This is a genomic window from Polaribacter sejongensis (genome assembly GCF_038024065.1).
In the GTDB taxonomy this organism is placed as follows: Bacteria; Bacteroidota; Bacteroidia; order Flavobacteriales; family Flavobacteriaceae; genus Polaribacter; species Polaribacter sejongensis.
In genome coordinates this window covers 3,671,653-3,694,802 of record NZ_CP150667.1, presented here as the reverse complement: position 1 = coordinate 3,694,802, position 23,150 = coordinate 3,671,653, and the positions used below count along the sequence as shown (strand labels likewise).

The 23,150-nt window shown below is 30.5% G+C and carries 25 protein-coding genes and 2 tRNA genes; 7 read left to right on the top strand and 20 right to left on the bottom strand.

Going from position 1 to position 23,150, the window contains the following annotated elements:
- Genes WHD08_RS15135 through WHD08_RS15115 form a run of 5 tightly spaced genes read right to left on the bottom strand, consistent with a single transcriptional unit; the run spans position 1 to position 4,123 of the window.
- Positions 1-198 carry a hypothetical protein gene (locus WHD08_RS15135; protein ID WP_165733103.1) on the bottom strand — a complete coding sequence of 66 codons (198 nt, stop codon included), beginning with the start codon at positions 196-198 and terminating at the stop codon, positions 1-3.
- A 1-nt stretch (position 199) separates the two neighbouring features.
- Positions 200-763: an LPS export ABC transporter periplasmic protein LptC gene (lptC, locus tag WHD08_RS15130; protein WP_165733104.1), complete on the bottom strand. Its 564-nt coding sequence runs from the start codon at positions 761-763 to the stop codon at positions 200-202.
- Between the two features lie 4 nt (positions 764-767).
- The gene (locus WHD08_RS15125; protein WP_208890245.1) at positions 768-2,090 is read right to left on the bottom strand and encodes a tetratricopeptide repeat protein; all 1,323 of its coding nucleotides are present in this window, start codon (positions 2,088-2,090) and stop codon (positions 768-770) included.
- A 15-nt stretch (positions 2,091-2,105) separates the two neighbouring features.
- Positions 2,106-3,395, bottom strand: coding sequence for a hypothetical protein (locus WHD08_RS15120; RefSeq protein WP_208890246.1), 1,290 nt, complete (start codon positions 3,393-3,395; stop codon positions 2,106-2,108).
- Positions 3,392-4,123, bottom strand: a complete 732-nt coding sequence (locus WHD08_RS15115) for a type III pantothenate kinase (protein WP_317618157.1) — start codon at positions 4,121-4,123, stop codon at positions 3,392-3,394. The genes WHD08_RS15120 and WHD08_RS15115 overlap by 4 nt, the downstream gene beginning before the upstream one ends.
- 122 nt (positions 4,124-4,245) lie before the next feature.
- Between WHD08_RS15115 and WHD08_RS15110 the strand changes: the two genes are divergently transcribed.
- Positions 4,246-4,318 (top strand) — tRNA-Phe (locus WHD08_RS15110).
- Between the two features lie 160 nt (positions 4,319-4,478).
- On the opposite strand, the gene WHD08_RS15105 is transcribed toward WHD08_RS15110, so the two are convergent.
- The 10 genes from WHD08_RS15105 to pdxA form a co-directional block, all read right to left on the bottom strand.
- The gene (locus tag WHD08_RS15105; RefSeq protein WP_165733107.1) at positions 4,479-5,186 is read right to left on the bottom strand and encodes a LytR/AlgR family response regulator transcription factor; all 708 of its coding nucleotides are present in this window, start codon (positions 5,184-5,186) and stop codon (positions 4,479-4,481) included.
- A gap of 14 nt (positions 5,187-5,200) precedes the next feature.
- Positions 5,201-5,518 carry an Hpt domain-containing protein gene (locus WHD08_RS15100; RefSeq protein ID WP_208890247.1) on the bottom strand — a complete coding sequence of 106 codons (318 nt, stop codon included), beginning with the start codon at positions 5,516-5,518 and terminating at the stop codon, positions 5,201-5,203.
- Between the two features lie 15 nt (positions 5,519-5,533).
- On the bottom strand, positions 5,534-5,944 hold the full coding sequence (locus WHD08_RS15095; RefSeq protein WP_165733109.1) for a response regulator: 411 nt from the start codon (positions 5,942-5,944) through the stop codon (positions 5,534-5,536).
- 123 nt (positions 5,945-6,067) lie between these two features.
- Positions 6,068-6,517: an Lrp/AsnC family transcriptional regulator gene (locus WHD08_RS15090; protein ID WP_165733110.1), complete on the bottom strand. Its 450-nt coding sequence runs from the start codon at positions 6,515-6,517 to the stop codon at positions 6,068-6,070.
- Positions 6,518-6,607: 90 nt separating this feature from the next.
- Complete coding sequence (gene accC / locus WHD08_RS15085; protein WP_165733111.1) at positions 6,608-7,945, bottom strand: acetyl-CoA carboxylase biotin carboxylase subunit; 1,338 nt, start codon at positions 7,943-7,945, stop codon at positions 6,608-6,610.
- Positions 7,946-8,021: 76 nt separating this feature from the next.
- The gene (gene accB, locus WHD08_RS15080; RefSeq protein WP_208890249.1) at positions 8,022-8,492 is read right to left on the bottom strand and encodes an acetyl-CoA carboxylase biotin carboxyl carrier protein; all 471 of its coding nucleotides are present in this window, start codon (positions 8,490-8,492) and stop codon (positions 8,022-8,024) included.
- 25 nt (positions 8,493-8,517) lie between these two features.
- Positions 8,518-9,513, bottom strand: a complete 996-nt coding sequence (locus WHD08_RS15075; protein WP_208890250.1) for a beta-ketoacyl-ACP synthase III — start codon at positions 9,511-9,513, stop codon at positions 8,518-8,520.
- A 154-nt stretch (positions 9,514-9,667) separates the two neighbouring features.
- Positions 9,668-9,865, bottom strand: coding sequence for a 50S ribosomal protein L32 (gene rpmF / locus WHD08_RS15070; RefSeq protein WP_165733114.1), 198 nt, complete (start codon positions 9,863-9,865; stop codon positions 9,668-9,670).
- A 1-nt stretch (position 9,866) separates the two neighbouring features.
- A complete protein-coding gene (locus WHD08_RS15065; protein WP_165733115.1) occupies positions 9,867-10,403 on the bottom strand; it encodes a YceD family protein in 537 nt (178 codons plus the stop codon).
- Positions 10,404-10,474: 71 nt separating this feature from the next.
- Complete coding sequence (gene pdxA / locus WHD08_RS15060; RefSeq protein WP_208890251.1) at positions 10,475-11,509, bottom strand: 4-hydroxythreonine-4-phosphate dehydrogenase PdxA; 1,035 nt, start codon at positions 11,507-11,509, stop codon at positions 10,475-10,477.
- 59 nt (positions 11,510-11,568) lie between these two features.
- Between pdxA and WHD08_RS15055 the strand changes: the two genes are divergently transcribed.
- Positions 11,569-12,153, top strand: coding sequence for a riboflavin synthase (locus tag WHD08_RS15055; protein WP_208890252.1), 585 nt, complete (start codon positions 11,569-11,571; stop codon positions 12,151-12,153).
- Here the strand turns inward: WHD08_RS15055 and WHD08_RS15050 are convergent.
- From WHD08_RS15050 to WHD08_RS15040, 3 genes are all read right to left on the bottom strand, one after another.
- The gene (locus WHD08_RS15050; protein WP_244183297.1) at positions 12,143-12,289 is read right to left on the bottom strand and encodes a PID-CTERM protein-sorting domain-containing protein; all 147 of its coding nucleotides are present in this window, start codon (positions 12,287-12,289) and stop codon (positions 12,143-12,145) included. The genes WHD08_RS15055 and WHD08_RS15050 overlap by 11 nt on opposite strands.
- 873 nt (positions 12,290-13,162) lie before the next feature.
- Positions 13,163-13,236, bottom strand: a tRNA-Ile gene (locus WHD08_RS15045).
- 64 nt (positions 13,237-13,300) lie between these two features.
- Entirely contained in the window at positions 13,301-14,272 is a 972-nt protein-coding gene (locus WHD08_RS15040) for a polyprenyl synthetase family protein (RefSeq protein ID WP_208890254.1), read from the bottom strand.
- 128 nt (positions 14,273-14,400) lie between these two features.
- Here WHD08_RS15040 and WHD08_RS15035 point away from each other — a divergent pair, with 128 nt between their 5' ends.
- From WHD08_RS15035 to WHD08_RS15015, 5 genes are all read left to right on the top strand, one after another.
- Positions 14,401-15,000: a TetR/AcrR family transcriptional regulator gene (locus WHD08_RS15035; protein ID WP_208890255.1), complete on the top strand. Its 600-nt coding sequence runs from the start codon at positions 14,401-14,403 to the stop codon at positions 14,998-15,000.
- Between the two features lie 76 nt (positions 15,001-15,076).
- Positions 15,077-16,339, top strand: coding sequence for a TolC family protein (locus tag WHD08_RS15030; RefSeq protein WP_340832909.1), 1,263 nt, complete (start codon positions 15,077-15,079; stop codon positions 16,337-16,339).
- Between the two features lie 9 nt (positions 16,340-16,348).
- On the top strand, positions 16,349-17,521 hold the full coding sequence (locus WHD08_RS15025) for an efflux RND transporter periplasmic adaptor subunit (protein ID WP_208890257.1): 1,173 nt from the start codon (positions 16,349-16,351) through the stop codon (positions 17,519-17,521).
- Positions 17,522-17,532: 11 nt separating this feature from the next.
- Positions 17,533-21,066 carry an efflux RND transporter permease subunit gene (locus WHD08_RS15020; protein ID WP_340832908.1) on the top strand — a complete coding sequence of 1,178 codons (3,534 nt, stop codon included), beginning with the start codon at positions 17,533-17,535 and terminating at the stop codon, positions 21,064-21,066.
- A 73-nt stretch (positions 21,067-21,139) separates the two neighbouring features.
- Entirely contained in the window at positions 21,140-21,613 is a 474-nt protein-coding gene (locus tag WHD08_RS15015; RefSeq protein ID WP_340832906.1) for a regulatory protein RecX, read from the top strand.
- A gap of 189 nt (positions 21,614-21,802) precedes the next feature.
- Here the strand turns inward: WHD08_RS15015 and WHD08_RS15010 are convergent, their stop codons facing one another.
- Together WHD08_RS15010 and WHD08_RS15005 are read right to left on the bottom strand one after the other, a co-directional pair.
- Positions 21,803-22,324: a nuclear transport factor 2 family protein gene (locus WHD08_RS15010; RefSeq protein ID WP_208890259.1), complete on the bottom strand. Its 522-nt coding sequence runs from the start codon at positions 22,322-22,324 to the stop codon at positions 21,803-21,805.
- A 3-nt stretch (positions 22,325-22,327) separates the two neighbouring features.
- Positions 22,328-22,975 carry a hypothetical protein gene (locus tag WHD08_RS15005; protein ID WP_208890260.1) on the bottom strand — a complete coding sequence of 216 codons (648 nt, stop codon included), beginning with the start codon at positions 22,973-22,975 and terminating at the stop codon, positions 22,328-22,330.
- Positions 22,976-23,150: the final 175 nt, after the last annotated feature.

Sequence of the window (23,150 nt, the reverse complement as noted above, 5' to 3'; positions counted from 1 at the left end):
CTATTTTTGGTTATTTCTAGTTTCTACTTTCTTTCTAAAATGTCTTTTAAAGAAAAAAACTAAGATAATAAAAATAGAAGCACCAAAAAACATATAAGATTTCTGCTTATCTGCTCCCCAACTGAGAAAACCTTCTACCAAACATATTAAAGCGACTACTAAATAGCCATATTGAAAAATTTTCCAAACTGTATTCATATTATTCTCCTTCTGATGTTACTAACCTTCCTGTTGTTTTCTTTGCTAAATGCTTACTTAAATCTTCTTTACACTCAAACCCAACACCGTATATAGTATCTTTTAAAGTGGTTAAAGTAAATGCTTTTTCTGAAAAAAAGTACTTCGTATTTTGATCCCAAAATAATTGTTCTGTTTCTAATTTAGAATTTTCTTTAGGGTTTACAACTACCACATTTCCTTTTATTTCAGAAATCTGAGTGTTTGAATATGATAATGCATAATTTCCTGAAATAGTAACAGAATCGATTCCATCAAAATTTATAATTTCAATACCTTCTGGAAATTCATTATAAGGGTGTTGTTTTCTATTACTAAAATCATACAATAACGGCGTAATTAGTTTTGATGTAATTCTACCAGAATCTTTATATACATGAAATGCATCTTTAGCAATTCCGATAGGCAAATTCTTAGACACCAAAAAATCCCTCACTTCCTTTGTATTGTTAGAGCAAGAAAAAAGCATTACTGTAACAAATAGTACAGTAATGCTTTTATATAATATTTTATTTAAGTTTTTCAAAAAATTAATTTGAAGGTACTCTTACCGTTTCACCAATCCAACATTTTATAGTGTAACTACTACCAGGAGTAACACCTGCAGTAAAAACAACTTTAGAACTTGGTACATTACCTCTATAACTTCTAATATATGAACCTGCAGTAGCAGAAATACTAGGATCTACAGATGCAGCTCTTTGCGCCTGGTTTAATGCAGCAACATATACCATTCTTTTTTCAAACTCATTATCACCACAATTATTTACACTAGATTGGTATAATCTTGCAATAAATAAATATGCTTTACCATAGTTAGGGTTAAAACGTAAAGCTTCTCTTGCTAAACTTCTAGCTTTACTTAACTGACCTCTAGATTTAGCTGATTGTGCGAATTTTAATTTATACTTTGCTTTCTTTAAAGGATCTGTTTCTAAATTGAAAGATTTCTCTCTCATTTCATTCGCTCCAGCATTATCTCCATTATCCTCTAATACAGTTGCTAAGAAAGAGAATGCTTCTGGTGATGGAGAAGCATGAGCATAAGCTCTTACTAATTCTTGGTATAAAGGATCCTCTTGACATCCTTTGTTAAACATTCTAGATACAGATCTTTTTAACCAAACTGCATCATCTTTATTTGCTTCAAAATCTCTTTTGTAAATAGGTATTAACCTTTCACAAGTTGCTATTTCTGAAATAATATTATCTAAACCTCCTTCTACAGTACCCAAGGCTCTTGAGTTTGTAGAATATGCATGTATTAATTTTTTGTTAGCTACAGAATCTTTAGAAAGATCTTTTAATTTTGCAGCATATCCTTCCAATTTTGTACTTACAGATTCTAAAACATCATCATAAGTATCAAATACCTTTTGAGGATCTGTATCTTTATTTCTGTCTGTAACTCCTTGAAAATAGATATACAAGTTTTTTACCCCCATTTTAGTAGGATCGATATTATATCCTTTTTCTAAAATAGCAAATACTTCATCATTAGATGCTAATTTATTATCTAGCAAATAAGTTGCATAGTCACTATGTACTTTTGCAGGGTTACTTGTTGGGTAAAATTCTAATCTTTGTTCATAAACTCTTTTTGCTAAAACAGGATCTTTTCTAACATCTTCAGCTAAAGTTGATCCGAATTTATAAATATTTACAGATAAATCTTTACAGTTATCCATTAAATAAATCCAGTTTGTATAAGCTTCCTCATACTTTTTAGATTGGAAATCTCCTTTAAAAAGGTTATACTTAATAGTACATTCTCTTTTTGCATCGTCTTGCGCATTTGTTTTTGCTGATGCCAATAACAACATTGCAGCTAGTAAAAACGTAATTTTCTTCATTTTATTAGTTTTTTGTTAATCTATTTTTCTTTTCTGAAACCAATTAGTGTCTGTCAAAGATAAACTTAATCTAAAATTAAAATAATTTTCTTTAATTAAATTATTAGCAGTTGTGCCTCTTTGACCAAATTCAAATCCCATATTTACTGAGGATAGTTGCTTCAGTGGTAAACCTAAACCAAAAGATATGCCAAAGTCGTCAACTTGCGTAAAATTTGTATATGGAGTTGCTCCATCTACTAATAATCCAGTCTTTTCTAAACGAACACCAGCCCTATAAGTAACTCTCTCCCAGTAGTTTGAAATTGAATTAATTTTAGGAATATAAAACCCTCCTAAAGAAATTCTATTTGACTCACCATATTTGTATGCATTGTTAGAAGTCGCTAGGAAACCTGTAGCTTCTATTGCTTCTTGTTGTTCATACTCTAAACCAACATACCATTGATCATCTTTTCCTACTCCTGCACCTAAAATTGCTTTTAAAGGCAATTTATAATTTCCGCTAATTTCCGATTGAGAAATAGTATCTCTTCCAAATTCTCCTCCAGAATTAGTTAATGTAAGAGAGTATAAATAGTCATCTCCAGTAACTTCTAAATCATTACCCATTTTAAGAGTAGCTCCACCGCTTATAATCAGTTTATTTTTAAGTGCTTTTTTATATTGTGCCCCTAGTGTAACCGATCCACCTCTAACAGTAGTGGCTTCCTTATATTTTGTAGCTAAAGGAACCCCTAACCTTTCATTAAGAATACTATTATCTATACTTCCAAATTTATAATCTAATTCTACACCTAAAGATAATTCTTTATATACTTTTATACCAAAACTAGTGTAAATTCTACTTACACCGCCTTCACCAGTAAAACGAGTTCGCTCTAAAATATTTTCCTCGTCATCTAAAATAGAATTAGATAAAGAATACCCTACAGAAGATACGGGTTGTAATCCAAAAGACATACCTGCTTTCTTTCCAATAGGAAATGCCAAAGCAAAATAACTTAAACTAGTAGAATTTGAAGACTGTTTAACACCGTCATTCTCTACTGATAATTTATTATTTAACAAACCAAAAGAATATGTTGTATATCTTAAGTTAGCATACGCTGCTGGGTTTGTAAAGTTTAAATATTTGTAGTGGTTAAAAGCTACTCCAATACCACCCATTGCACTTTGTTCTACTGTAACAGGGCTAAATTCATCTCCTATACCAAAAAAAGAGTATGGTGATGAACTTGTTCTTTGAGCCGTTAGAGCTGAAGAGGTTATTAGTATAAAAACTAATAATATGTTTCTAATCATTTGTCTATATTAAATATCAATATTCTATTTAATCCTTGAAGAAGAAAATTTTTCTTGGCAAATATGCTACTTTTTAATTGCTTTGACAAGAATTTTGTGTCTCCTCCTGTTAAAACGACTGTTAAATCCATATATTTCTTTTTATATTGATTAATTACACCATCAATTTCTTGAACAACTCCATTTACAACACCAGAATTCATACTTTCTTTAGTGTTGCGACCAATAAAGCTATTCACTTCATCTTTTTGCAGTAATGGTAAATTTGCCGTAAAATGATTTAAAGAATCAAACCTCATTTTTATTCCTGGAGAAATTGCACCACCTAAATATTCTGACTTACTATTTACAAAATCGAAAGTAATGCAAGTACCAGCATCTATAATTAATGTGTTTTTTTCTGGAAACTCATCTACTCCCCCCACAACCAATGCAATTCTATCTGCTCCTAAAGTTGTTGGTGTTTTATACAAATTGACAAAAGGAACTTTTGTAGCAGAGGACAAAACCGTCAATTGCATTAAATCTTGAAGCTTATTCAACGTTTTTTCTGATATAAAACTGACCGAAGACAAGATTCCTTGGCTAATTTTATATTTTTTTAAAATTTTTTTTATTTCTGATAAAATTTTTTTCTGGTCAATAAAAACCACTTCTAAAATGGTATCACCCTCAAATACAGCAGTCTTAACTCTTGTATTACCTGCATCAATTATTAAATTCATCATTACAATATTTATAAAAATCAAAAATACAATACATTTTTTTAAAAAGATGCTTGCACATCTTAAAAAAGGTTGTATATTTGCCACCGCTAAGGGAAAGATATTAATCTAACTTTTAAAGTAATGGTACCTTAGCTCAGTTGGTAGAGCAAAGGACTGAAAATCCTTGTGTCCCTGGTTCGATTCCTGGAGGTACCACTTAAAACCCTATAAACTCACTGTTTATAGGGTTTTTACTTTTTAGGATACTAAATAAAAAAGGTGTACTCTAAAATTTAGAAACACCTCAATACTATAAACAAACCATAGTAAATCCTAGATTGTTTAATTAAAACGAAATTTGATATTTAAAAGAATGTTAAAGTAAATTCAACCTTCTCATCAATTCACTTTTATTAGATCTACTAATTGGTATTACACTTTTTTGAATAAGTACGCTGTTATCCTCAATATCTACAATCTCAGAAATATTAATAATAAAAGACCTATGTATTCTAAGAAATAAAGAAGAGGGTAATTTATCTTCTATTTTTTTTAATGTTGAATGCACAATATAGCTCTTGCTACCTGTTCTAATGCTAATATAATCTCCTTTTGCTTCTACAAAACAAATACTAGGAATATTAATTTTAACAAGTCTTCTCTCTACACTTACATAAATAAAATCAGAATCTTCCTTTGATGCATTAGTTATGCTCGTGGAACTGCCTGTCTTTTTTAAATTAGCTAATTTCTGCAAAGACTTATTAAACCTTGTTTTAGCAATAGGCTTTAAAAGATAATCTACTACACAGTCATATTCAAATGCCTGAAGCGCAAAATTTTTATCTGATGTTGTTAAAATTATTTTTGGGGGAGATTTTAAGGTTTGGATAAAGTCGAAGCCAGAAAATGTAGGCATGTGAATATCTAAAAATATTAAATCTACCTCATTTGAGTTAAGATATTTTATAGCCTCTATAGCAGAACCAAACTCTTCTAAAACAGCAATCTCCTTAAAATCGGCACATAGCTTTTTAATAATCAGTCTTGCAGTTGCATCATCATCAATTACTATACAATTCATACTATTTTTAAAAATTATTCGACTTTTAAATATACATGAATTTTGTTTAAAACATTTATAAAATCGGTATATAATTTGGTGTCATTATTTTTTAAATCTTTTTCAAATTTAGAAGCTAATTCAGTACCTTTTTTTAATCCTAAAATACTAATTTTATGTTTTATCTTATGTACTTTGTCCGCAGCTTCTGAATACTCTTTATTATTATAATATTTATTAAAAAGTAAACATTCTTCTGGAAATTCGTTTTTTAAAACAATTAAAATACTCTCTTCAAATTCTTTATCTCCTCCAGAAAGATCTTTTATATAATTTAAATTAGGTTCTTCCATCTTTGTTCATATTATTTATTCATTAATAAGTTTATTCTCTTTCCAATAATTTAATAGTGATTCTACTTTTTTAGAATATGCAGAAAATTGTAACGGCTTTGTAAAAAATCCCGAAACTCCAAAATCATAGCATTTTTTTAATTCTGTATCATCTTCAGAATTAGACATAACTATTATAGGAATGTTTCTAAATTTAACATTAGATTTTAAATTACTTAAAAAATCTAACCCATTCATTTCTGGCATATGCAAATCCATAATAATAATATTAAAAGAATGTTCTGCATTATTTAAAATACGTAATGCTTGTTTTCCGTCTATTGCTTCTACTACTTTAGAGCGGCAATTATTATCATTACACACCTTTTTAAACTTCATTCTTTCTATTTCATCATCATCAACAAGTAATATGGAGAGGAAGTTCATGTTTTCTTACATTTTATTTTAAGATGATGTAAAAATGAACTAATAAAATTTAAAAAAAATATTTGTTAGCTTATTTGAAGTAAAAACTCGTTAAGTGGTAAAGATTTAATGTTTAATATAATGCTATATATAAACCTGTCTATCTATTTGATGGTTAAGAGAAATAAATGTTTCAAACTTAGTAACACCATTAATCATTTTTATTTTAGTATCTAACAAACACATTAAGTCTTCATTATCTTTACATAATACTTTTATAAAAATTGTAAAATTACCGGTTGTATAATGACACTCTACGACTTCTCTAACTTCTTTAAGCCTTTTTATAATTGATGATAATACTGCTGTTGTATCTAAAAAAACACCAACAAAAGCAATTGTAGTATACCCCAAAGCTTCTGGATTTATCTTCATTTGGTAACCATCGATTAATTTAGATTTCTCTAACTTTCTTAATCTTTGATGAATTGCTGCTCCAGATATACCAACATCTCTTGCAATACTTAAAATAGGTACTCTTGCATCTTTTACTAAACTTCTTATAATTTTTTTATCAATACCGTCTATCTTCATCTTTATATCTTAGACTATAAAGGTAAAAAAAATAGAGAACACAAATTGTGTTCTCTATTTTAATATCAATTTAAACTTAAATATTATGTATTATTTCATTTTGAAATCTTCCATAAATTTAGTCGTATAGTTTCCTGCAACATAATCTGGATGATCCATTAATTGTCTATGGAAAGGAATTGTTGTTTTAACACCTTCTATTACAAACTCATCTAATGCGCGTTTCATTTTATTAATAGCTTCTTCTCTTGTTTGAGCAGTCGTTATTAATTTCGCAATCATTGAGTCGTAATTTGGTGGAATCATATACCCTGCATACACATGAGTATCTACTCTTACCCCATGTCCTCCTGGAGAGTGAAAAGTTGCAATCTTTCCTGGAGCTGGTCTAAAGTTATTATACGGATCTTCTGCGTTAATTCTACATTCTATAGAGTGCATTTGAGGAAAATAATTTTTTCCAGAAATTGGTACACCTGCAGCTACCAAAATTTGCTCTCTAATTAAATCGTAATTTACTACTTCTTCCGTAATAGGGTGCTCTACTTGTATACGAGTGTTCATCTCCATAAAGAAGAAGTTTCTATGCTTATCTACTAAAAACTCAACAGTTCCAGCACCTTCATACTTTATAAACTCTGCTGCTTTTACAGCTGCAGTACCCATTTTCTTTCTTAAAGCATCTGTCATAAAAGGAGAAGGAGTTTCCTCCGTTAATTTTTGATGACGACGTTGAACAGAACAGTCTCTTTCTGATAAATGACAAGCTTTCCCGTAAGAATCTCCAACAATTTGAATTTCTATATGTCTAGGCTCTTCAATAAGCTTCTCCATATACATATCATCATTACCAAAGGCTGCTTTACTTTCATGTCTTGCAGAATCCCAAGCATCTTTTAAATCTTCAGGCTTCCAAACAGCACGCATTCCTTTACCTCCACCTCCTGCAGAAGCTTTTAACATTACTGGATAACCAGTTGCAATAGCTGTTTTTTCACAACTTTCAAAGTCTTCAATAACACCTTCACTTCCTGGTACACAAGGTACACCAGCAGCAATCATGGTAGATTTAGCATTCGCTTTATCTCCCATTTGATCAATCATATCACCTGTTGCTCCAATAAATTTTATATTATGTTCTTCACATAATCTAGCAAACTTAGCATTTTCAGATAAAAATCCGTAACCAGGGTGAATAGCATCTGCATTTGTAATTTCTGCAGCTGCAATAATATTAGACATTTTTAAGTAAGACTCAGAACTTGGTGCTGGACCAATACAAACTGCTTCATCTGCAAATCTTACGTGCAAACTTTCTGCATCTGCAGTAGAATATACTGCTACAGTTTTAATGCCCATTTCTTTACAGGTTCTAATAACACGAAGTGCTATTTCCCCTCTATTGGCAATTAATATTTTTTTAAACATAATTTAAGAGTTATAAGTTATAAGTTATAAGATTTTGAGTTAGAACATCTATACTCAAAAATCTAAACTCTTTCTATTACGATGGGTCTACTAAGAATAATGGCTGATCAAATTCTACAGGAGAAGAATCATCCACTAATATTTTAACGATCTTACCTGAAACTTCAGATTCTATTTCATTAAATAATTTCATTGCTTCAATAACACAAACAGTATCTCCTACAGAAATATCTGTTCCTACTTCTACAAAATTAGGCTTATCTGGTGATGGTTTCCTATAAAAAGTTCCAATAATAGGAGACTTTACAGTAATATATTTAGAATCACCACTTTCTGCTACTACTGTATCTGCTGTAACAGGAGCTGCTGCAACAGGTTGTGCAACTTGAGGCATACCAGCCATCGGAGCTGCTTGTAAAATTGTTGTTTCTGTTTTACCAGAACCAGTTCTAATTGTAATCTTTACATCTTCCATTTCTAACTTTACCTCGCTAGCGCCAGATTTAGCTACAAATTTTATAAGATTTTGAATCTCTTTAATATCCATACTCATAATTGTTTAATTGTTGTGTTTATGAATTATACGCCCATTTTACGTAAGCTGCTCCCCATGTGAAACCGCCACCAAATGCCGCAAAAATTAAATTATCTCCTTTTTTTAATTGACTTTCATAATCTGCTAGTAAAAGTGGTAAAGTTGCAGATGTAGTATTTCCGTATTTTTGAATGTTCATCATAACTTTTTCTGATGGCACTCCTACTCTTTTAGCGATTGCTTCAATAATACGTTTATTAGCTTGGTGTGCTACTAACCATTGAATATCCTTTTCTGCAAGATCATTTCTTTCTAATACTTTTCCAGCAACATCTGCCATATTAGAAACTGCATATTTAAAAACAGTTTTTCCTTCTTGATATACAAAGTGTTTATCTGCAGCAACAGTTTCTTTAGTTGTTGGCATTAAAGACCCACCTGCCTCTATTCTTAAGAAGTCTCGTCCGATACCATCACTTCTTAAGTACTCGTCTTGTAAACCTAGCCCTTCAAAATTTGGTTCAAACAAAGCAGCTCCTGCTCCATCACCGAAAATAATACAAGTAGCCCTATCTTTATAGTCTATTATAGAAGACATTTTATCTGCTCCTATTAACAATACTTTTTTATATCTACCAGACTCTATATAACTAGCTGCTGTAGACATACCATATAAAAAACTAGAACACGCTGCTTGCAAATCATAACCAAAAGCATTTACTGCTCCTATTTCTGATGCCACATAAGCAGCTGTAGATGCTATAGGTAAATCTGGAGTTGCAGTACCAATAATAATTAAATCTATTTCTGCAGGATCTACGTTTGACTTTTGTAATAATTCTTCCGCAGCTTTTATTGCCATGTAAGAAGTACCTAAACCTTCTCCTTTTAAAATCCTTCTTTCTTTAATCCCTGTTCTACTGGTAATCCACTCATCATTAGTGTCTACCATGGTTTCTAACTCTTTATTAGTTAGAACATATTCAGGAACATACTTCCCTACTGCTGTAATTGCTGCAGTGATTTTTGTCATAATTTTCGTTGTTTTCCGTGTGGTTAGGAAAATCAAAAGTAGTGAAATTTATTTCACTTTTTAAAGTAAAAATTATCAAAAGAATTAATTTCTAATTTAAAAACGCAAAAAAACCCTCAATTAATGAGGGTTTTAAAAAAAACTTTTGATTCTTTTATGCTTCTATTGCAGATGCAGATTCTAATACGATCTGTCCTCTATAGTATAATTTACCTTCATGCCAGTGAGCTCTGTGATATAAGTGAGACTCTCCTGTTGTAGGGTCTGTAGCAATCTGCTGATAAGATGCCTTATAATGAGTTCTCCTTTTGTCTCTTCTAGTTTTGGATATTTTTCTCTTAGGATGTGCCATTTTATGTCTTTTTTTCTGTTATTAAATTCTTTAATTTATCCCACCTTGGGTCTGTCTCTTCAACAGTCTTTACTTCTTTTATTTCTAATTCTCTTAACTTATTTAATGCTTCAGAGTCCATTGTTCCATCTAAAACTCCTGGATGAACTCTTTTATTAGGAACTGATAATACAATCATTTCATAAATAAACTGAGCTACATTAAACTCATACGCCTCGTGAGGTAATATTAAAATCTCCTCATTTTCATCATTAAATTCTGGTCCAAAGTTTACAACTAAAGGTAAAACAGCTTGAACATCTTGTTTATAAAGTTCATTAGAAACATCACATGGTACTTCTACAAAACCATTGGCGGTAAAAGTTAATTCTAGTAACGTACTCTTCTTTATAAAATTTAATGATATTTTAATTGATGAACTTTCGAATTCATCAAAATTAAAAACACTAAAGAACGTATTGTTAATTTCATATTCAAACAAATGAATTCCTTCCTTTAATCCTACAAACTGTATGTCGAACTCCTTTAAGTCTTTCATTTCCAAATATCAATTAAGCGTGCAAAGATATAAAATTTTATTATTCTACACTGTTTTCTATTAAAAGTTTTTTATTTTACTAAAAGAGGACTTTTTGTGAGCTCTTTATATTCTTTTCTTGTCTTATAAATTTCGATAGCAGTAAATAATGCTTCTTTAAAAGAAGATGGGTTTGCTATGTTTTTCCCAGCTATATCAAAGCCTGTACCATGGTCTGGAGATGTTCTAATCTCACTTAAACCTGCCGTATAATTTACGCCACTACCAAAAGACAACGCTTTAAATGGCGCTAACCCTTGGTCATGATACGTTGCTAAAACACCATCAAATTGCTTATATTTTTCCGAACCAAAGAAACCATCTGCTGCATAAGGTCCAAAAACCAGCTTACCAGATTCTTTTATTTCATCTATAGTTGGCTTTATAATTTCATCATCTTCAACACCAATAACTCCCTTATCTCCACAGTGTGGATTTAATGATAAAACTGCTATTTTTGGTTTATTGATACCAAAATCTTGCACCAAAGAGGTATACATAGTACCTACTTTTTCTTTAATTAATGCAGGTGTTATAGACTCTGCGACTTTAGATATAGGAATATGACCGGTTATCAACCCTATTCTTAATGCATCCGTCATTAAAATCATTAAACTCTTTCCTTCTAACTTATCTTCTAAATATTCTGTATGCCCTGGAAAATTAAAAGTATCAGATTGTATTGTTTCTTTATTAATTGGTGCAGTTACTAAAACATCAATCTTTTGTTCTTTTAAATGAGTAGTAGCTATCTCTAATGATTTTGCCGCATACTCACCAGATTCTTTAGTAGCCTCACCTAACGCTACAGAAACTTCTTCTTTCCAGATATTTAATACATTAACCTTATTATGATTAACCTGCTCTATAGACGTAATTCCATGAACAGGAGTCTCTGCCCCTAACGCTTTTTTATGATAAGTAACTACCTTTGTACTTCCAAAAATAACTGGTGTACAAAAATCTAACATTCTTTTATCTTGAAAGGTTTTTAGAATAACTTCTAAACCAATTCCATTTAAATCTCCTATTGAAATACCAACTATAATTTTATCAGATTTATCCATAGTAACTCTTCTATTATTCCTATTTTTGAATATCACAAAAGTAACTAAATTTTACAAATATGTTTACCGGAATTATAGAAACCCTTGGTACAATCACAAATATCACTAAAGAACAAGACAACATTCATTTAACTGTAAAGAGTAATTTTACAAATGAATTAAAGATAGATCAAAGCGTTGCTCATAATGGAGTATGCTTAACTGTGGTAAATATTAAAAATGATGAGTATACTGTTACAGCTATTAAAGAAACTTTAAACAAAACAAATATTGGTAGTTTATCTAAAACTGATTCTGTAAATTTAGAAAGAGGGATGAAATTAGGAGATAGGTTAGACGGTCATCTAGTACAAGGCCATGTAGACCAAACAGCAACCTGTGTAAATATTAAAAATGAAAATGGAAGTACCGTTTATACTTTTAATTATGATGCTTCTACTAAAAACGTTACTATAGAAAAAGGATCTATTACCGTAAATGGTGTAAGTTTAACGGTAGTAAACTCTAAAAAGAATGAGTTTAGTGTTGCTATAATACCTTATACAACAGAAAACACAACCTTTAAGTTTTTAAAACTGAATGATTGTGTAAATTTAGAATTTGATGTTATTGGAAAATATGTTAGTAGACTTACTAATCCTTAACCTTTTTAATTCCGTAAATAATTCCTGAAACTATTAAGAAAACTAAACCTCCGTCTATTGCTAAACCAGGTGGCGGTGGCGGTCCTGCAGGCTGCGGCACGTTTTGCGCGCTAACTACATAAGTAAATGCTAGCATTATTATAAATGCGAAATGTTTTTTCTTTATCATTTTATATCCCCCCAGATTAAAAATTAATATTAATTAAACTTTATACAATATATATCATTTGTAAGAACAAATGTATATTTCTTTCTTAATAAGAAGAAAAAAGCAATCTAACTTGATATTACATCAACAATATAGACTTTTTTTTACTTCTATAAAAACAATAAACTATTTTGATTCTCAGAATAGTATCTAATTGTTTTACAGCGCAAATATATATATACTTTTCTTTATTAATCACAATTTTTCGCTCAAGTTTTAAATATAATTTAATTCCTATATCCCAAACCTTATCAAAAAATCAAGTAACACAATTATATCCCAAATTACATATACCACATTAAACATTACACTAAGTAGTAGACTTGAATACCTAACATTATCTAGCACCTCTACTAGCACTCATTCTATTCTTAATCTTACTCTCAAATAAATAGCTAAAATCGTGTTTATTTACAGAAATAGTAATTAGTCTGCACTCTTATGTAAATTGTACCCAAAATGCACTTTATTTTTAAGCTCAAAAGTTGTGAAATTTATCAATTAAAAAAATGAAAGGTAATAATTTCATCTATCTAAACTAATAAGTTTCTCTTTTGGATATTTCTTAGAGATTTGAAATAAACTAGAAATAGCAATAGACCTATACAGTCTTCATCTTGCCAGTTTAATATGCTTTATAATAAGAAATATTTTTTTATTCCTTCTCCAGAAAACAACTTGACACCTAAACTAGTTTTAAATTTCTCATACAAAGGAATATTACAATCAACACGCAAACAAAATGAAGAGTTAAACAAAAAAAAAAGCCTCTACATCTCTGTAAAGGCTTGCTATTAAATGTGGTCCCACTTGGGCTCGAACCAAGGACCCTCTGATTATGAGTCAGATGCTCTAACCAGCTGAGCTATGGGACCAAAATAATTGGCTGCAAATGTAATACTTTTTATTACATAATTAAATAAAATATTAGTTTTTTTTCTAAACTGTTCTATTCATTAGCCAAAGTCCAAAATTCTTTAGACTTTCTTTGTTTTTTTCTGACACATCCATCGTGTTTAAAGTATCAAAAGCTTTCTCTGTATAGCTCTTAATCTGCTCCTTAATTAAAACAGGGATATTATTTTTCTCAAAAACCTGAGTCACTTCTTTAATTTTTAAAGAATTCTCTGTTAAATTTTGATTGTAAAAACCACTTAATTTATTTTTATCTTCCTCAGATGCAATCTCTAATGATTTTAAATACAAGAAAGTCTTCTTATTTTCTATAATGTCTCCTCCTATTTGCTTACCAAATGTTTTAGGATCTCCAAAAGTATCTAAGTAATCATCTTGTAACTGAAAGGCTAAACCTAAATTTAAACCAAAGTCATATATTAAGTCTGCATTTTCTTCATTTGTTTCTACAACTATTGCACCCATTTTTAATGCGGCTGCTACCAAAACAGATGTTTTTAACCGAATCATATTTATATATTCATCAATAGTTACATCATTTCTGGTTTCAAAATCGACATCTAATTGCTGTCCATCACAAACTTCTAAAGCAGTTTTACTAAATAATTTTGCTAATTTCTGAAAAACAACAGGCTCATAATTCTCAAAATACTGATACGCTAAAATTAGCATTGCATCTCCAGAAAGAATCCCTGTGTTCAAATCCCACTTTTCATGAACCGTAGCTTTCCCTCTTCTAAGAGGAGCATCATCCATAATATCATCATGAATTAAGGTGAAATTATGAAAAACCTCAACAGCCAATGCTGCCGGCATAGCTTTTTCATATCCTCCAGAAAAAATATCTGCCGCCATTAGTGTTAAAATTGGACGCATTCTTTTACCGCCTAATTTTAAGATATAATCTATAGGTTCATATAAATTTCTTGGCTCACTAACCCATTTTATAGATTCTAAATAATTGATAAAATCTTTCTGATAATGTAAAATCTCCAAATCTGTTATTTTTTTGTAAAAATAATGTAAAGTAATTTTACTTCACAATTACAATGTTAAAAAATAAATAAAACTTTGGAAACTTTTTTTGTTTCTAAAGTTTCCATTCGTACATTTGCAACCGAATTATGAGAGAAAAAATATTAGAAAAATCTAACGAACTCTTCTTAAACCTAGGTTTTAAGAGTGTTACTATGGATGAAATTGCAAGCGCTTTAGGTGTGTCTAAAAAGACTATTTACAAGTATTTTAAGAATAAAACGGAACTTGTAAATGGTGTTACACTATCTATGTTTAATACAATTTGCCTTGGTATTAATGGTATTTGTGAATTAAATCTAAATCCTATTGACGAGTTATTCTCTATAAAAAGGTTAATTATGGAGAACCTAAAGGATGAAAAGTCATCGCCTCAATATCAACTTCAAAAATACTACCCTAAAATTTACGCTTCCTTAAAGCAGAAGCAGTTTCATATAATGCAAGATTGTGTAATAAATAATCTAAAAAGGGGAATAGAAACAGGCTTATTTAGAAAAGAAATAGACTTAGAATTTATTTCTAGAATATATTTTAATGGAATGTTGGGCATTAAAGACAAAGACTTGTTTCCTTTAAAAGACTATTCTATGAATTTATTAATGACTCATTATTTAGAATATCATTTACGAGGAATTTGTACAATTAAAGGAATACATCAATTAGAAAACCAATTAAAACAGAAATAAAAACCACATGAAAAAAATAATTCTGGTATGCATAAGTACCTGTTTTTTCTTTATTGCAAACGCACAAGAAAAAACAATGACTTTATCACTAAAAGAAGCTATAGATTTTGCTATTGACAATAGTTACAATACCAAGGCTTCTAAAAATGATATTAAATCTGCTAACGAAAAAGTATGGGAAACAACGGCAACTGGTTTACCTCAAATAAGCGCCGCAGTAGATTATCAAAATTGGATAAAACAACAAGTAAGTTTAATTGATATTGATGGAGACGGAACCGAGGATGAATTGGTTTTTGGTACGAAACAAAGTTTAAGTGGTTTTGTTACTTTAAATCAATTAATTTTCGATGGTTCTTATTTAGTAGGATTGCAAGCCTCTAAAACCTATTTGAAAATTTCTAAACAAGCAAACGAAAAAACAGAACTTTTAACTAGAGAAACTGTTATAAATGCATATGGAAACGTTTTAGTAGCAGAAAATAGTATTACAATTTTAGAAGGAAACATTAAAATTCTTGAGAAAAACTTAAGTGATGCAAAACAAATCTATGAAAACGGATTTAATGAAGAAGAAGACGTAGAGCAACTAGAAATTACTTTAGGAAACTTAAAAAGTCAACTAAACAGTGTTAAACGAATGAAAGTTATAGCTTATAAAATGCTAAACCTTTCTTTAGGAGCTCCAATTGATACAGAACTTACGCTAACAGATTCTTTAGATTCATTAACTGAAAGTAATATTAACTTAAGTTTAGTTTCAGAAGATTTTAGCTTCTCTAATCATATCGATTTTAAAATTGCAGAGAACGATAGAGAATCTAAACGTTTACTAGTTCGTTTAGAGCAAAGTAAAGCACTACCTAGCTTATCTGCTTTTGTAAACTACGGATATTCTGGTTATTCAAACAATTTCACTTTCTTTGATAATGACCAGAAATGGTTTGAATCTTCTCTTTTAGGAGTGAGCTTAAACATCCCTATTTTTAGTAGTTTAGGAAGAAGTTCTAAAACAAAACAAGCAAAAATTGCTTTAGAAACAGCAGATATTAAGTTAGAAGAAACCAAACAACGTTTAGAATTATTAGCTGAAAAAGCAAAAAGCGAATATCAACTAAGTATAGAAAACTATAACACTGCTAAAAAGAATGTAGGTTTAGCAGAAAGAATAGAAAAGAAACAAAGAATTAAATTTTTTGAAGGAATTTCTACTAGTTTCGATTTACTACAAGCACAAAACCAACTATATACACAACAACAATCGTACATCCAATCTATGTTAGATGTAATTGCTAGTAAAGCAACCTTAGAAAACGCATTAAACACACCAATTAAATAATAACCAGGCATGAGAAAAATATATACATTATTAGCAATCACACTTGTTTTAATCTCTTGTGGAGAAAAAAAACCAACATCAGTTGCAGCTATTATTTCTGTAGGAGATTTAAAAGAATTAACTGCTAAAAAGAAAGAAATTACGGCAAACTTAGAAACTATAAATGCAGATTTAGAAGCTATAAATAATGCAATTGCTAAAAAGGACACGCTTAAGAAACTTCCTTTAATCACCACTTTCACCGCAAAAGAGGCCGTTTTTAAACATTATTTAGAAATTCAAGGAAGTGTAAAGACAAAACAAAATATTTTAATTTACCCAGAAATGCCTGGGATTCTAAAAAAAGTTTTTGTTAAAGAAGGTCAAAAAGTTTCTAAAGGACAATTATTAGCAACTATAGATGATGGTGGTATCGGTAATCAAGTTGCACAGTTAGAAGCAACTACACAATTAGCAAAAACTACATTTGAACGTCAAAAACGTTTATGGGAACAAAAAATAGGATCAGAAATTCAGTTTTTACAAACTAAAACGAATTATGAATCTCAAAGAAACTCTTTAAAACAACTAAAAAGTCAGCAAAATAAAGCATCCATTAGAGCGCCATTTTCTGGAGTTATAGATGATGTTATGAAAGAAGCTGGAACCGTAATTGCTCCTGGGCAAGGTTCAGAAATTTTTAGAATTGTAAATTTAAATAATATGTATGTAGAAGCAGAAGTGCCAGAAAGATACATTACAAGTATTCAAAAAAACAAAGAAGTAAAAATAGAATTTCCTGTACTTGGCACAAGTGTAGACAGTAAAGTAAGACAAGTTGGTAGTTTTATCAACCCAAATAATAGATCTTTTAGAATTGAAGTTCCTGTTGATAACAAAAGCGGAAATGTAAAGCCAAATTTAACAGCAAAACTTCAAGTTAATGATTATACAGATACAAATGCTATTTTAATTCCGCAAAGTATTATTTCTGAAAACGCAAATGGAGAACAATTTATATACACCATTAAAGACAAAAAATCTAACAACGAAGCAACTGCAGAAAGAGTTATTATAAAAACAGGTAAAACACAAGGAAATTTCATTGAGGTTTTAGAAAACTTACCTGCAGGCACGGAAATTATTGATGAAGGTGCACGAAGTGTAAATAACGGACAAGTAGTTAAAGTTATCAATAAATAAAAACATTAGAGATGACAAAACAAAAAAAACAAGTCGATAAAGAGTTTAAGTTATCCGCTTGGGCAATTCACAATAAAACTACCATTTACGTGCTAATGGGTGTTTTATTTTTCTACGGTATTTCTGCTTATTTAAGTATGGCCAGAGAGAATTTCCCGGAAGTTAAAGAGACCAAGATATATATTAGTACTGCTTACCCTGGTAACACTGCAGAAGATATAGAGAAACTGATTACAGATCCTATAGAAGACAAAGTAAAAACCATTAGTAACGTAGTAGAAGTTACCTCAACCTCTCAAGAAGATTACTCTATGGTAATTGTTGAGTTTGATGAAAACATTTCCGTAGAGCTAGCAAAACAAAAGGTTAAAGACGAGCTTTCTACAGAAACATCTAGTGAAGATTGGCCAACTTTTAATGACGCTAAAGTAGAGCCTAATGTATTCAATTTAAGTATGTCTGAAGAAATAGCCATCTTAAATATTAATATTTCTGGAGACTACCCTGTTCATAAATTAAAAGAATTTGCAGAGTATTTACAAGATGACATTGAAGATTTAGCTGAAATTAAAAAAGCTGATATTAGAGGTGCTCAAGAAAAAGAAGTAGAAGTTGCTGTAGATATTTATAAAATGATGGCTGCAAAAGTTAGTTTTAACGATATAACTTCTGCAATTAACAATGGAAACGTAACCATGTCTGCTGGTAACTTTATTACCTCAGGACAAAGGAGAACGGTAAGAATTATTGGTGAAATTGACAAACCAAGTGATTTAGAGAATTTTGTAATAAAATCTGAATTCGACAATCCTATATATTTAAAAGACGTAGCAACCGTTTCTTTTAAAGACAAAGACAAAACAACATTTGCAAGAGAAAGAGGACAAGAAGTTGTAATGTTAGATGTTAAAAAACGTGCTGGAGAAAACATGGTTGCTGCATCAGAGCAAATACAAGTAATTGTAAGCGATGCTATTGAAAATCATTTTCCTCACGATTTAAGTGTTACCATTACCAACGATCAATCTAACAAAACCATCGGTCAGGTAGACGATTTAGTAAATAACATTATTTTTGGGGTTATCTTAGTGGTAACTGTTTTAATGTTTTTCTTAGGATTTAAAAATGCCGTATTTGTTGGTTTTGCAATACCAATGTCTATGTTTATGTCTTTAATGATTTTAAACTTATTAGGCTACACCATGAACACCATGATTCTTTTCGGATTAATTATGGGACTGGGAATGCTGGTAGATAATGGAATTGTCGTCGTCGAAAACGTGTATCGTTTAATGGACGAAGAAGGCATGAATAGAATTGATGCTGCTAAAAAAGGAATTAGCGAAATTGCATTTCCAATTATTATTTCTACAGCAACAACCGTTGCGGCATTTATCCCTTTAGGTATGTGGCCAGGAGTTATGGGAGATTTCATGGTTTTATTGCCAATTACATTATCCACCGTTTTAGGTTCATCTTTATTAGTAGCAATATTCTTTAACTCTGTATTGGTTTCTCAATTTATGAGTGTAGAAGATGTAGACATGCCTATTAAAAAAATTGCAATTGTAACAGGTATTATGGCAGTAATAGGTATCTTAATCTTAATTGCAGGCGGAACTTATAGTGCCATTGGTGCATTAATGATTTTTGTAGCAGTAATGCTTTGGGTGTATCGTTTACTCTTAAGAGGATGGGCTAATAGTTTTCAAACCAAAGTATTGCCAGTTTTAGAGAGATGGTACGAAAGTAGTTTGCGTTTTTCTTTAAGAGGTAAAACTCCTTACTTTTTAGTAATTGGTACCACTATTCTTTTATTTGCGTCATTCATGGTTTTCGGTTGGTCTTTAGGTACTCAAAGAACTAAAGTTGAGTTTTTCCCTGACAATAAGCCAAATCAAATAATTGTTTATATAGAATATCCAGAAGGAACAGATATTCAAAAAACAAATGCTATTACCAAACAAATTGAAGAGAAGGTAGAAGGCGTTTTATATGCTGATGAGTATATGGATGGCGACTATAATTTTATGGTTGAAAGTTTAATTTCTCAAGTTGGTGAAGGAGCAGGAAACCCACAAACCGATGGTGGTTCTGCTGCAGAAATGCCTCACAAAGGAAAAGTAACCGCTTCTATGAGAGAATACAAATATAGAAGAGGCTTAGATAGTGAGCTTATGCGCCAGAAAGTACAAACTGCATTGGTTGGTATTTATCCTGGAGTTTTAATTTCTGTTGAAAAAGATGCAAACGGACCACCTGCAGGATCTCCAATTAATATTGAAATTGAAGGAGATGATTATGCAGAATTGATACATGTAGCGCAAAGAATGCGAGACTTTATCAACACAAAAAGTATTTCTGGTATAGATGAATTAAAGATTGATGTAAACCGAGACAAACCAGGAATGGAGGTTATTGTTGACCGTAAAAAAGCGGGTGAATTAGGTGTCTCTACAGGTCAAGTTGGACAACAATTAAGAGCTTCTATTTTTGGAAACAAAGCAGGTGTTTATAAAGAAGATGGAGACGATTATGATATCTACGTTCGTTTTAATAAAGAAGACAGATATAATAAGAGTGCTATTTTTAATCAGAATATTATCTTTAGAGATATGGCTTCTGGTAAAATAAAAGAAATTCCGGTTTCTACAGTTGCAACACAATCTAACAATTCTGGTTTTAGCGCTATTAAGCACAAAGACATAAAAAGACTTGTTACTGTATATTCTGCATTGTCTCCTGGAGAAACTGATGCTGGTGCCGTGGTTGGTAAAATTAGAGAAGAAATGAAAAACTTTAAAGATTTACCTAAAGGAATAAAAATTGATTATACAGGTCAGCTAGAAGAACAAAACAAACAAATGCTATTCTTAGTAGGTGCTTTCTTTACTGGATTGGCTTTAATTTTCTTTATTTTAATTTTTCAATTCAACTCGGTTTCTAAACCAGGAATTATCATGTTAGCGATTTTCTTAAGCTTTATTGGTGTTTTTGGAGGAATCGTTATTTCTGGTAGTTCTTTTGTTATTATGATGACCATGATGGGAATTATTTCATTAGCCGGAATTGTAGTAAACAATGGAGTGGTATTATTAGATTACGCACAATTGTTAATTGATAGAAAGAAAGGTGAATTAGAAATAGACCACGAAGATTATTTAGACAAACAAATGTTATTCGAAGCAATTGTAAATGCTGGTAGAGCACGTTTAAGACCTGTTTTATTAACGGCAATTACAACCATTTTAGGATTAATTCCTTTAGCAATTGGATTAAATATAAACTTCTTTAGTTTGTTTACAGAATACAACCCGCACATTTACATGGGTGGAGATAACGTTGTTTTCTGGGGACCTCTAGCTTGGACCGTTATTTATGGTTTATTAATAGCTACTTTTTTAACGTTAATTGTTGTACCTGTTTTATTCTACTTAGTAACCTTATTTAAAATGTGGATTAGAACCAAAACAACTTCAAAGGAAATGGTTCCTCAAGAAGTAATTTCTGAGGATAAAAGAATTGATGGAAAAAATAAATTCTAAATTTTAAACATATATTTTTATAAAAAAGAGATGAAATTCATATAATTTCATCTCTTTTTGTATTTTCGAACCAATGATAAAAAAGAAGTCTTTTACAGTTGATGAACTAAAACGGAAATTAGAAAACTACTGCGTTTACCAAGATAGATGCCACAAAGAAGTAGAACAAAAAATGCGCGAATACAAGCTGATTCCTGAGGCTAGAGAAATGATTTTATTAAGTTTGATGAAAGATAACTTTTTAAATGAAGAACGCTTTGCTAAAAGTTTTGCACGCGGAAAATTCAGAATTAAATCTTGGGGAAAACAACGTATTGTTAGAGAATTAAAATTTAGAGATATTTCTGTTTACAATATTAAAACAGCCTTAAAAGAAATTGACGAAAAAGAATATCTACAAACTATTTATAGAATTACAGAAAATAGAAATGAAGTAATTTCTGAATCTGATATTTATAAACGAAAACAAAAATTAATTGGTTTTTTAATGAGAAAGGGTTTTGAAAGCGAGTTGATATATAAAGTTGTTGCCGAAGTGGTTTCTTAGAGGATTGTATGCGCTACATATAAATAGCACTCTAAGGAATAAACCATCATTACATACATTTTAAATGCCAACAGCTTACTAACAAGTTTAGCCCTGATTGAAACGACATCCTTTTTGCTTTTTCTGCAAAAAGATATAGTCTTTCGACACCGTTCAAGATAAAATCCAAGCAGGAATTAGCTTCTAAAATTACTTATTAAGTGTACTTAGAAATATAGAATCACTTTTTTTCTTTGCTAAAATAACCGCTTGTATATCATTATTTGGTATTGCTACAGACAAGACATAATGCTTAATTTTCCAAACGTTCTGCTTCTTTTCTAAAACACCAGAACCTCTACAAGTCCCCATCCAAGTAGTTAACAACTCATCGAACCAAACAAAATTTTTGGCTTTATTTACATAAATATTTCTTTCTAAAGGTATAAAAGACCATGCTTTACCTTTATCAAAAAAAGGTTTGCTAAATTTTTGAAATTGTGATTTGCTCCAGTTTTCAGTTGCATCTGTGCCAATAAAAACCGAAAGGCTGTCCATCTTACCAAAATAACCTTCGTAATTTGCTTCAGAAGCAGCTTTGTGCCAATCATCTAGCAAAGTATTCACATTGCTTTTTATCGATGTAATTGTAGGAGTATTTGTAATCTCTTTTTTAACGTTACAATTAAAAAAAGAAACAAGTACTACTAAGACTAAAAAACAGTTTTTCATTGCCTATTCTTTCTTTAAAAAATCTTGATTTTCTGGTGAATTATTAATGAGTTCTTGCTCTTTAATAGAATCTAGTTCCAACCTTTTTAAATTGATAGATTTCTTAGAAATACTATCCATTTGCGTAGAATCGATACCTATAAAACCGAAATCTATATCTATTTCTTCTTCGAAACGTTTTTTGGCAAGTATGCTATTTATCTTAGAGTTTACAGTTGAAAAAGCAGCTATTGTTTTATCTACCTGTAAATTAACTTCTTCGGAGGTAATTGCGGGTATAAAAGTAAGATCTGCCAAACGCAATACCTCATTGTGCAAAACGTTAATTCTTGTTTGAAAAGGAGGAGTGTCGAAAATCTCTGGTTTTACACTGTCTTTTAAACTGATAACCAAATCTCTTAATTCTAAGGCATTACTTAAAGCCTCGTTAGGCGATACTTTTTCGAATTTCTTTAGAAAAGAACTTACCGTTTTTAATTCTTGCCAGTCTTCTATTTCTGGCTCAGAAATAGCTTTAACACCTTCTACAGAAATATGCTTTACAGGAATACTTAATTTTGGTATTTCTTGAAGCGTACTAACAGTTTCTTTCTTATTATTACCACAAGAAAATAAAATAATAGACAGCAATAAGTAAATAATTTGTTTCACGATTTTTTATAATAAGTGGTAAAAATAAGCATTTTAAAAACATATCTTATTTATTTAAGGAAATTGTAACAAAAGTGTTTATTTTAAACCTAAAAATTAGCCTGTAAGTTATTCAATTTATCTCGTCTATATTAATAATAAAAACAAGAGGTTTGTAACAAAGGTTACCGTTTTT